At 58.3% G+C, this 11331-nt stretch carries 10 protein-coding genes; 1 reads left to right on the top strand and 9 read right to left on the bottom strand.

Annotated features, from left to right (window positions below):
• Position 1: 1 nt before the first annotated feature.
• The 9 genes from IFT84_RS15630 to IFT84_RS15590 form a co-directional block, all read right to left on the bottom strand.
• Positions 2-502 (bottom strand): DUF2243 domain-containing protein, encoded by a 501-nt coding sequence (locus IFT84_RS15630; RefSeq protein WP_192121014.1) that lies wholly within the window; start codon positions 500-502, stop codon positions 2-4.
• 84 nt (positions 503-586) lie between these two features.
• Complete coding sequence (locus tag IFT84_RS15625) at positions 587-1501, bottom strand: homocysteine S-methyltransferase family protein (RefSeq protein ID WP_192121013.1); 915 nt, start codon at positions 1499-1501, stop codon at positions 587-589.
• Positions 1498-3126, bottom strand: a complete 1629-nt coding sequence (locus tag IFT84_RS15620) for an ABC transporter ATP-binding protein (protein WP_192121012.1) — start codon at positions 3124-3126, stop codon at positions 1498-1500. The genes IFT84_RS15625 and IFT84_RS15620 overlap by 4 nt, the downstream gene beginning before the upstream one ends.
• Entirely contained in the window at positions 3119-3949 is an 831-nt protein-coding gene (locus IFT84_RS15615; protein ID WP_192121011.1) for an ABC transporter permease, read from the bottom strand. The genes IFT84_RS15620 and IFT84_RS15615 overlap by 8 nt, the downstream gene beginning before the upstream one ends.
• Entirely contained in the window at positions 3946-4923 is a 978-nt protein-coding gene (locus IFT84_RS15610; RefSeq protein ID WP_197975587.1) for an ABC transporter permease, read from the bottom strand. The genes IFT84_RS15615 and IFT84_RS15610 overlap by 4 nt, the downstream gene beginning before the upstream one ends.
• 201 nt (positions 4924-5124) lie before the next feature.
• On the bottom strand, positions 5125-6696 hold the full coding sequence (locus IFT84_RS15605) for an ABC transporter substrate-binding protein (protein ID WP_192121010.1): 1572 nt from the start codon (positions 6694-6696) through the stop codon (positions 5125-5127).
• Positions 6697-6814: 118 nt separating this feature from the next.
• On the bottom strand, positions 6815-7999 hold the full coding sequence (locus IFT84_RS15600) for a M20 metallopeptidase family protein (protein ID WP_192121008.1): 1185 nt from the start codon (positions 7997-7999) through the stop codon (positions 6815-6817).
• A gap of 174 nt (positions 8000-8173) precedes the next feature.
• Positions 8174-9529, bottom strand: a complete 1356-nt coding sequence (locus tag IFT84_RS15595; protein WP_192121007.1) for a GntP family permease — start codon at positions 9527-9529, stop codon at positions 8174-8176.
• Between the two features lie 56 nt (positions 9530-9585).
• Entirely contained in the window at positions 9586-10137 is a 552-nt protein-coding gene (locus IFT84_RS15590; RefSeq protein ID WP_197975573.1) for a gluconokinase, read from the bottom strand.
• A gap of 168 nt (positions 10138-10305) precedes the next feature.
• Here IFT84_RS15590 and IFT84_RS15585 point away from each other — a divergent pair, with 168 nt between their 5' ends.
• On the top strand, positions 10306-11322 hold the full coding sequence (locus tag IFT84_RS15585) for a LacI family DNA-binding transcriptional regulator (protein WP_192121005.1): 1017 nt from the start codon (positions 10306-10308) through the stop codon (positions 11320-11322).
• The last annotated feature ends 9 nt before the right edge of the window (positions 11323-11331 follow it).

Genomic DNA, 11331 nt, shown 5'->3' with positions numbered 1-11331 from the left:
ATTAGCGAACCAGTTCGGTCGTGTTACGGTTTCGCATCATCATGATACCTGCTACCAGCATAGCTGCGCCCCAGAGCAGAAAGCCAATGTCCCAGTATATCCATTGGTCACGCGGGACGGTTTCGTTGACATGGTGCAGACCGAAGACGTGATGGTCGATGATGCCCTCGACCAGATTGAACACGCCGAAGCCGATCAGCAGGGTTGCAATCAGTTCATAAAACGACCATTCGAAATGCTGCTTGCGGGCGGAACGCCACAGGACAAATAGCCCGGCGGCAGTCAGGATATAGCAACTGGCGTGGAATAGGCCATCAAGCAGCGTATTGAGTTTGAGATTTTCCAGCGTATCAGCCGGATAGCCGGCGCTGGTGGCAATGTGGTGCCACTGTAAAATCTGGTGCAGGACAATGCCGTCGAAGAACCCACCAAGACCAAGCCCCAGCAAAATGCCCCCGGCCCGGGGAAACCGTGTCTGTCTGCGGCTGCCTTCGTTTTTCATGATCTTACCCCCGGAGACATGAGTGTGGTCTCAACGGGCAAATCGACAGGTGAACAGTTGGTTCCGTAGCCCTGTGAACGTAGGCTAAACGCAGCGGTACTCACCAGCCAGCGCATGAATATGGTCTGTGCCGATACCGCAGCAGCCGCCAATAATGCTGGCCCCGGATGCGGCCCACCGTTGAGCCCATGCACCATAGGCATCGGGACCGAGATCGTTGCGCACCTCGGTCAACGTCGCGTTCGCCTCCTCGTCGTCCTGTTGCGAGGGGAAGGCGTTGGCATAGACGCCCACCTGAACATCGGCTCCGAGTGACTGGAATGTAGCATTGGCAGTCTCGATAGCGGCTTCCATGACCTCAGGCATACTGCAATTGAACAGCATGGCCTCGGCGCCAAGGGCTACCACAAGTTCGGCTGCAGCCTTCACCGTTTCATGCGAGCGCAGTTGCGGTTCTGGCAACGCATCGGGCGCCACGTCATCCCGCAGCGTGAAGGAAATCCAGAGCGGCTTACCGGTGTCTTTGATCGCTTCAAACACCGCACGGGCTTCGCTCAGGCTGCTCTGCGTTTCGGCAAGCCAGATGTCGACAGTGGAATTCATGCCTTTAACGAGAACACCAAGATAGTGCTGGGCGCGGTCCGCGTCAAAAAGCTGCGGCTGGTAGGAGCCGAAAACAGGTGGCAGCGATCCGGCGACCAGAATGGGGCGCTCAGTCGAGGCGTCTGCGGCGTCCCGTGCGATTTGTCCGGCGCGCGCGGCCAGTATTTCGCCGTCGCGTTCAAAGCGCTCTTCGCCGATGTGAAAAGGCACGACGGCGTAGCTGTTGGTTGTGATCACATCCGCACCGGCCTTGATATAGTTGTCATGGACGGTGCGCACGAACTCCGGTGCTTCCATCAGCGCCAGTGCCGACCATTCCGGCTGACGGAAAGGTGCGCCAATGCGTTCAAGTTCGCGGCCAGTGCCACCATCCAGAATAAGTCCGCGCCGTGTCATGGTGTTTGTCCTTGTTTAACAGTCTTGCCCCGCAGCGCATCCCGCTCCGCAATGGCATCATCCAGCCAGTTGGGCCGCATTTGCGGAACCGAGGCTATGAGTTTTTCCGTATAGGGGTCGAAAGGTGGGTAAAGCACCTGTGCTTTTGGGCCGTGCCGCACCACACGCCCCTCCAGCATCACGGCAACCGTATCGGCAATGTTGCGAACAATGGCCAGATCATGCGTGATGAACAGATAGGAGGTGCCGAACTCTTTTTGCAGCCGCATCAGCAGATCAAGAATGCCTTCGGCAACCAGTGGGTCGAGCGCGGATGTGGGTTCATCGCAGATAATCAGCTTTGGCTGCGCCGCAAGGGCGCGGGCAATACAAATGCGCTGCTTTTGCCCACCGGATAGCTCCGCCGGATAGCGATGCAGCAGGGTATGCGGCAGTTCGATTTGATCAAGCAGTTCGGTCACGCGCCGTTTCAGCGCCGCACCGCGTAAGCCGAAATAATGGGTGAGGGGACGACCCAGAATTGCTGCAATCGTCTGGCGTGGATTCAACGCGAGATCAGGTATCTGGTTGATGATCTGAATATCCCGCAACGTGGCGGATGTGCGATCGGCAAAATCCGGCTGCAGTGTTTGCCCGTCAAATATCAAGCTACCGTTGGACGCTGGTAGCAGACCGGTGACGACACGCGCCAGCGTCGACTTTCCCGAGCCGGATTCGCCGACAACGGCCAGTGTCTGGCCTGCGCCGAGCACCAGATTGATGCCGTGCAGGACAGGCACGCCTTTGCTGTACCCCGCTTTGATACCGTCGATCGCCAGCAAAGGCGGTGCTGCGTTGACCTGTTCGGGCTTTTCGTGCTGCCGGATGGAAACGAGGTCGCGCGTGTAGCTTTCTCTTGGAGCATGAAAAATCTGGTCCACCGTTCCGCGCTCCACCATTCGTCCATGGCGCAGAACCACTATCTCATCGGCAATCTGTGACACCACCGCCAAATCGTGCGAAATATACAGGGCGGCAGTGCCCGTGCTCGCAATGGCCTGCTTGATTGCCGCCAGAACCTCAATCTGGGTCGTGACGTCCAGAGCGGTGGTTGGCTCATCAAACACGATGAGATCCGGGTGAGAGCAAAGCGCCATGGCCGTCATGGCGCGCTGGAGTTGGCCGCCCGATACCTGATGAGGATAGCGCTCTCCAAACCTTTCCGGATCGGGCAGGCCGAGCAGGGCGAAAAGCTCTTTGGCGCGTGCAATCGCCGCGCGGCGGCCCATCAGCTTGTGCCAGAGCGTTGCTTCGATCACCTGATCCATCAGACGATGCGCCGGATTGAAAGCGGCTGCCGCCGACTGTGCCACGTAGGTTATGGTCGCGGCGCGCACATCGCGTATCGCGTTTGCCGATAAATTAAGGATGTCGCGCCCGTTCAATGTAACGCGTCCGCCCGTCAGGCGCAGGCCATCGCGGCTGTAACCGAGCGCGGCGAGCCCGATGGTAGACTTTCCAGCGCCGGACTCGCCGATGAGGCCTAGCACCCGGCCTCTTTCGAGTTCAAACGATACCCGATCGACGATTGTTGTATCGCCAGCTTTGATTTCAAGATCGGTCACTGTCAGTAGCGTATCAGCCATTGCGATGCGCGCCTTTCAGGCTGCTGGTCTTGTGCAGCATCCAGTCCACGACCAGATTGACGCTGACCACGAGAATGGCAATGGCTGCGCCCGGAATCAAAGCTGCAAACACCCCGAACACCAGACCGTCCTTGTTGTCCTTCACGAGGCTGCCCCAGTCGGCAATGGGCGGTTGGACGCCAAGGCCCAGAAACGACAGGGTGGACAGAAACAGGATTGCGAAGGCGAACCGCAACCCGAGTTCGGCCAAAAGCGGCGATAGAGCATTGGGCAGGATCTCACGGAATACGACCCAGCGCCAGCCTTCACCACGCAAACGGGCAACTTCCACATAGTCCAGAACCACAATGTCAGCCGCAAGGGCACGCGCTATTCGAAAAACGCGTGTCGCCTCCAGCACTGCCATAACCAGAATCAGAACGACCATTGTTTTGGGAAGAACTGCCAGGACAACCAGCGCGAAAATCAGCGTTGGAATGGCCATCATCAGGTCGTTCAGACGCGACAGGACCTGATCGACCCACCCTTGCCGGAAAGCCGCATAAAAGCCGAGCGTGACTCCAATCAAAAAGGCAAGCAGCGTGGCGAGTGCTGCGATGATGAATGTAACGCGCGCGCCCCAGACGAGACGGGAAAACAGGTCGCGCCCAATATTATCGGTTCCAAGCAGGGCTGTTGCTGACGGCGGCTCCCACACGCCACCGACCACAGCAGACACCGGATGGGGCGCCAGCCAAGGGGCAAACAGCGCGACGATGAGGAACACTGCAAGGCCGCCCAGACCCAGCGCCGCCAATGGCGTCATACGGGGTAAACGGTTCATCGTGGATGCCTCAGCCGGGGATTGGCGAGGATCGCCAGCAGATCGGCAACAATATTCAGGCCGATATAGACGGCAGCGAAAATCAACCCTGCGGCCTGCACCACCGGCACATCGCGTTTCGAGACGTGGTCGACCAGATACTGGCCCATGCCGGGGTAAACGAAGATAACCTCCACCACCACAACGCCGACAATCAGGTAAGCAAGGTTCAGCGAAACGACACTGATAATGGGCGACAGCGCATTTGGCAGCGCGTGTTTCCACACCACCCGCCGTGCTGGCAAGCCCTTTAGGATTGCGGTTTCGATATACGGCGAGGCCATGACGTTCAAAAGCGCGGCGCGCGTCATGCGCATCATATGGCCAACGACTGCCAGCACAAGCGTCATGCAAGGCAGCGCCATGACTATCAGCCGTTGAGCAAGAGGCATGGAATCGGACACCGTTGCACTGCTCGGAAGCCAGAAGTGGCTGATCGAGAAATAGGCAATCAGCAGATAGCCGGCGAAAAACTCCGGCAGGGATATGGCGCTCAACGTGACCAAACCAACGGTCCGGTCCACCCATGTCCCCGCATAAAGAACCGATAGGATACCCAACCCCAAAGCAAGCGGCACCGCGATGACCGCTGCCATAGCTGCCAGAAACAGCGTATTCTTAAGACGTGGTGCAATGCTTTTGGCAATATCCTGCCGGTTGCTGTAGCTGCGGCCAAAATCACCCTGTACGGCATTTCCCAACCATTGCGCATAGCGGACGGGGGCGGGCTTTTCCAAGCCGAGATCAGCGCGAATCTTCGCTACCGCCTGCGGTGTGGCCTGCTGGCCGAGCATGGCGGTAGCGACGTCGCCGGGCAAAATCTGGGTTCCGGCAAAGATCAGCACCGAGACCGCCCATAGCAACAGCAGACCGGCAAAGAGGCGTTTGAACAGCAGAGACAGCACCGTGCGTCCCTTGCCCACGCGCGGTGGCAGGGGCGTCAGCGCGCCACTCTGCGTGTCAAATCCTTCAGCCAACAGTCAGTACTTTCATGAGTCGAACTGCTTTAGAGCATAATCCGACCGGAGCGAAGCGAGGATCGAAAAGATTATGCTCACAAATAAATGACTTAGAGCGCCGATCTGATTCAATCAGATCGAATAGCGCTCTAGCGTGAACCGGGAGCGTTGGAAAGATCAAGCGTTAAGCCAGACACGCTCGGCAATGCGATAGCCACTCAGGTCACCGCCGCCGGGTATAGACACGTAGCCGCCCACTTTCTCGCTTGCGGCCGCCAGATTATCGACGAACAGCGGGATGATTTCGCCGCCTTCGTCCACCAGCTTCACCTGCAGGTCGTGGTAGATCTGCTTGCGCTTGCTTTCGTCCAGTTCCACACGGGCTGCGGCCAGCAACTTGTCAAATGCTTCGTCTTTCCACGCTGTTTCGTTCCACGGCGCATCCGACTGGAAAATCAGCGATAGCATCGCATCCGCCGTTGGGCGGACCGACCAGTTGGAAGCAACGAACGGCTTTTTCAGCCAGACTTCATCCCAGTAGCCATCGGAGGGCACACGCTCCACATCCAACGTGATCCCAGCTTTGGCAGCCGATGCCTGAAACAGTTGTGCCGCGTCCACCGATCCCGGAAAGCCGTTATCGGACACACTCAACTGAATGCCGCCGGGTGAACCTGCCTTCTTGAAGTGATAGCCGGCCTTTTCAGGGTCATAGGGACGCTGGGGAATATCGCTGGCGAAGTACGGGTTCCACGACGCAATCGGGTTGTCGTTGCCGATGGAACCGGTGCCCACCAGCAGGCTCTTTTGAAGTTCCTCGCGGTCGATGGCGTATTTCAGTGCCAGCCGAAGATCGACATTGTCGTATGGTGCGGTATCCACCCGCATGGGGAAGCAGAACATGGTGTTTTCTTGCGCGCGCAGGAGTTGCACACCCGGACGCGACGTCAAGCGGCTGACAGCCCGAGGCTCTACACGGTTGATGATGTGGACCTGCCCGCTCAAAAGAGCAGCCATGCGCGCGGTCGCATCGCTCATGGCAATGGTTTCAACCGAATCGACATGACCACGGTCTGAGGCCCAGTAGTTCGGGTTGCGTTTCGTCAAAGCCCGTACGCCGGGCTGAAAATCTTCCAGAATGAATGCGCCGGTGCCGACGCCCTTGTCAAAATCGCCGCCATCGGGGCCAATGCCCATGTGGTAATCCACCAAGGCCGCCGGAAAATCGGCATTGCCCGCATTCAGTGTGATCGTGACTTCATGCGTATCGGATGCCGTAATATCCGTCACCGCCAGCAATTGCCCCTTTCCGCCGGAGCTGCTGTTTTCACCCCGGTGATGGTTCAACGAGTAGACAACGTCCTGTGCCGTCAATTCCTTGCCGTTGTGAAACTGGACACCCTTTCTAAGCTTGAACACCCATTTGCTGGCGTCGGGTGTTGCGGCATCCCAGCTTTCAGCAAGCGAACCAGTCAGTTTACCATCGGGACCGAGTTCCAGCACCGTGTTGAACAGCTGAAAGCCGACCGTGTACATATAGGACTCGGTGTAGAAGGCTGGGTCCAGACGATCCGAACTGGAGGCCGTATCCAGACCAAGGACAAGATGACCGCCCTTGGTGGGTGCCGGCGTCTGCGCCCTCGCACTGCCGGGCAGGAGCAGGCCACCCGTGGCGAGCGTTGCGGACAGCAGGCCCGCTGTCTGCAGGAATGTGCGGCGGGTGGGATGGTAGGAATGATGATCCGGCATGACTGATGGGTCCGTCTTTGGTGTAGCGGGGGTGATGGTGCACCCTGTTTAGAGTTTTCGCTTCGCTCGAGCGCGGAAAATTCTACTAAATTCCGGGAGGCGCGGTGAAGAAAATCCGCTAGGAGAGCAAACGCGCCGCTGCGAGCGACAGGGCCACGACCCCGTGTGCAATGGAGCGTTCGTCCGGCTGATAATCAGAATTGTGCAACTGGTCGTTACGGCCTTCCTGCGACGCGCCGATGCCAAGCTGAAACGCGGGCACCTTTTCGCCAACCAGAGCAAAATCCTCTGCACCCAATGTTGTCTTGCGCTTGACGACCACATCGCCGAAATGGTCACGGATGGCGTCCATCGTTGCGTCCAAAATATGCGGGTCCGAAACCATCGACGGAACGCCGCGCACATAGTTGACCTCGCACGCGACCCGCATCGTTGCCTCGACACCGGAGCAGATGCGGCGTACAGCCGCCTCGATATTGTCGCGGGATTCCCGGTCCTGACAGCGTACGGTTCCCATGATTGTCACAGTATCCGGTATGATATTGTGCGTATTACCCCCGTGGATGGAGCCGATGGTCAGCACCGCCGGTCGCATGGGATCGACTTCACGCGAGATCACCGTCTGTAGCTGCGTGATCAGATGTGCCGTTGCAACAATGGGATCAACCGCCATATGAGGCCGGGCAGCGTGGCCAGAGGCTGCGCGGATGGTAATGTCGAAATCATCCGACGAACCGCCGGAGATACCTTCAATTACGCTGAACGTTCCTGTCGGCTCATCCGGCTGGTTGTGGAAGCCGAGCGCATAATCGACATTTTCGAGCACACCGTCGGCGATCATGGCCGCCGCACCGCTATCGAGCGTTTCCTCGGCAGGCTGGAACATCAGCTTGATGTTTCCGCGCAGTCGCGGCGCAATCTCTTTCAACACGGCGCCGACGCCGATCAGCGTTGCGGTGTGCAGATCATGGCCGCAGGCATGCATCTTGCCCGGCACCTGACTGGCAAAGGGCAGACCGGTCTGTTCCTCAATCGGCAGCGCATCCATATCGGCGCGAATGACAAGGGTAGGCCCCGGTGCGCCACCGGGAATGAAGCCAACGACGCCGGTGCGGCCCACGCCCGTTTGGTGATCGATGCCGAGACGCGCCAGTTCCCCCGCCACGACTCCTGCTGTGCGCTGCACATCAAACCCCGTTTCAGGATGCGCATGAAGATCGCGGCGAATGCCAATCAGATGCGCCTCTTCGGCAGCGGTCAAATCCTGTACCAGTTGATTGAGGTCATTAACGTGGCGTGTCATGAAGCTGTCCTTAACCGTGCATGCGATGCCTGACTTCTCACGGAAGCACTTAATATATACGGGCTTCCGGCGCATCAGGAAAGGGTCAGTGCGTGTCGATACACGGAGAAGGTGGCATTACCTATGGACACATTATCTGGATGTCAAAGCGATTCCGATTTCACTGGAAATGCTTTAGACAAACAGTGACAGCAGCATGATGAAGCCAAGACCAACGACCGAGATGATGGTTTCCATCATGCTCCAGGTCTTGAAGGTTTCAGCGACTGTCATGTTGAAATACTGTTTGACCAGCCAGAAACCGGCATCGTTAACGTGGGACAGGATAACGGACCCGGCACCGGTGGCGAGCACCAGCAATTCCCGGTTGACACCCGGCACCAGCGCGATTACCGGCACGACAATGCCTGCACCGGTGATGGTAGCGACAGTTGCGGACCCTGTTGCGATACGGATAACCGCAGCCACCAGCCACGCCAGCAGGATCGGCGAAACCGATGCCTGAACGGCCATGTTGCCAATGACGTTGCCCACGCCGCTTGCCACCAGCATCTGCTTGAAGCCGCCACCGGCGCCCACAATCAACACGATGGCCGCGACGGGAGCCAGACTATCATTGACGAGCGTTACGATTTTTTCGCGTGAAAAGCCGACCGCCGTGCCGAAGGTGTAGAAAGCGAGAAGCAGGGCAACCAGCAGCGAGGTGATGGGATGGCCGATGAGGTCCATCCAGATGCGCACAACGTTCTGCTCCGGCAGGGCAATATCGGCCAGTGCCTTGAGCAGCATCAGGAAAACCGGCATCAGGATTGTGACCAGCGTGACCTTAAAGCTCGGCAGGCGGCTTGCATCCACATCATCGCGAACGAACTGCTCGACAAGTTCCGGCGAAGCACGGCCGGGAATTTTCTTTGCGATATAGGCGCCGTAAATGGGTCCGGCGATGGCCGCTGTGGGAAGGCCGACGATCAGGCCGTAGAAAATGGTTTTGCCGATATCGGCACCGAACACGCTGATGGCCAGAAGTGGGCCCGGATGCGGTGGCACCAGACCGTGGACGACCGAAAGACCGGCCAGAAGCGGTATGCCGATCTTGACAATCGACACGCCGGATCGACGCGCCACGATGTAGACCAGAGGCACCAGCAACACGAAGCCGATCTCGAAGAACAGCGGTAGCCCGACGAGAAACGCAGCCAGCATCATAGCCCAGTGGACACGCTCCCGGCCAAAGGAGCGGATCAGCGTTTGCGCGATCTGGTCGGCCCCACCGGACTCCGCCATCAGCTTTCCGAGCATGGTGCCGAGGCCCAGCACGATACCCACAAAGCCGAGAACACCGCCGAAGCCATCCTGAAATGACTTCATCACCAGTTCCGTCGGCATGCCGGATGTCAGACCCAAGAAACCCGCGGCAATCGTCAGCGCGATAAACGGGTGTATCTTGAAACGCGTAATCAGCAGCACGAGACCGATAATGGTCACGCCCGCGTCCAACAGGAGATACGTCTCCCGGCTCAATCCGAACATTGAAGTCTCCATGGAGAATTTGGCCGCGCATTGGCGTCTTCTTTGGAAGTTTAATGTTATGCCTTGGCTGCCGATAAGGGCAGGGTACCGCCTGTTGCCGAGGTCTCGCGCCACCATGCAACTGCCTGCCTGGCGATTTCCGCAATGGGTAATGTCGCATCGATGGTGAACACGTTTGTTTCACCCTCCGGGGATTCCAGCGTAGCGAACTGACTGTCGATCAGGGTGGCGGGCATGAAATGGCCGGGCCTGTGGCTGACCCGATCACCGGCAACCTCGCGCGATAGCTTGAGAAAAACAAAACCAAGATTGGGCGTCTCGCTGCGCAAAACCTCGCGGTAGCTTTTCTTCAGCGCCGAGCAGGCGAGAACCGGCAGTTGCCCACTTGCCACCGCGTCGGCGAGCACGGTTGCAAGCCGCGCAAGCCAGCCGGCGCGGTCGTCGTCGTTCAACGGATGACCCTCGGTCATTTTCTTGATGTTTTCCGGCGGATGATAGGAATCGCCTTCAATCATCGTACCTTGAATGGCACGGGAAATGGCCTCGCCGACGCTGCTTTTGCCACAGCCAGCGACGCCCATCACCACGAGGGCGGGTAAAGTTTCCATAATAACCTCCTCCAAGATAGCGCTGTCTGGCTATCTACCAATAACCTCCGGGGGAACGCTGCCAATGCCGTGTGTGCCGAGTTTCCTCCCGCAAAGACGCCCGAAACGACTTTGAGATAGCGCTATCCTAAATCTCACGCTAAAACTTTGCAAGAGGAGGATGGCTGAATGAAAGACACACGATCTCGTGCAACCGGGCGGCCAACGCTTGCCCATGTGGCAGCTTTGGCGGGCGTTTCACAGATTACCACGTCGCGGGCGCTGCGTTCCGTACCGACTGTTGCTCCGGAACTGGTGGAGCGGGTGCGGGCGGCGGCAAAGGCATTGTCCTATGTGCCCAATCCGGCGGCACGCACGCTGGCTTCGGCGCGAAGCCAGTCGATACTGGTGTTGGTGCCAGCCTTGTCCAACCACCTGTTTATTGAGACGTTGGAGGCCATACAGGCGGTTTTTCGTCCACGCGGGTTCGAGATGCTGATTGGTAATTATCATTACGACAGTTACGAGGAGGAGGAGTTGATCCGCAATTACCTCTCACACCAACCCTGCGGTATTCTGCTCACCGGCTTCAAGCGAAGTGCGGTTGCGGCAGACCTTTTGGCAACGTCCGGCGTGCCACGCGTGCAGATGATGGATCTTGGTGGCGACACGGCGTCCGTGTGTGTCGGGTTCTCGCAAGGTTCAGCCGGGCGTGCGGTGGCGGACCATTTGCTGTCGCGCGGCCGTCGGAAACTGGCATTTGTCGGGGCGCAACTGGATGATCGCGTCATGCAGCGCAGAGCCGGTTTTCAGCAGGCAATTGCGGACGCTGGTTTCTCACAGGCGGTCGATATCCTGACGCCGGAACCATCCTCTGTGGACCTTGGCGTAACGTTGTTCAAGCGTCTGCTGGCGGAATGTCCCCAGACGGACGGCGTGTTTTTCTGCAATGATGATCTGGCGTTCGGTGCGTGTTTCGAGGCGCTGCGTAAAGGTATCAGCATACCGCAGCGCCTGTCAGTCGTGGGATTCAACGATTTGCCCGGCGCAAGCCAGATGGTGCCTCGCTTGACGACGGTGCAGACGCCACGCGCCAGCATAGGACGGCAGGCTGCCATCAACCTGCTGAAATTGCTCGATGGAGAAACACTGGATACGGAGCGCGTCGATCTCGGATTTGAGCTAGTTGTGCGTGAAAGCAGTTAGTTGTCCGGA

Source organism: Rhizobium sp. CFBP 8762, assembly GCF_014841565.1.
Taxonomy (GTDB): domain Bacteria; phylum Pseudomonadota; class Alphaproteobacteria; order Rhizobiales; family Rhizobiaceae; genus CFBP-8762.
Note: the sequence above shows the minus strand (reverse complement) of the source record. Positions and strands in the feature narration are given on the sequence as shown.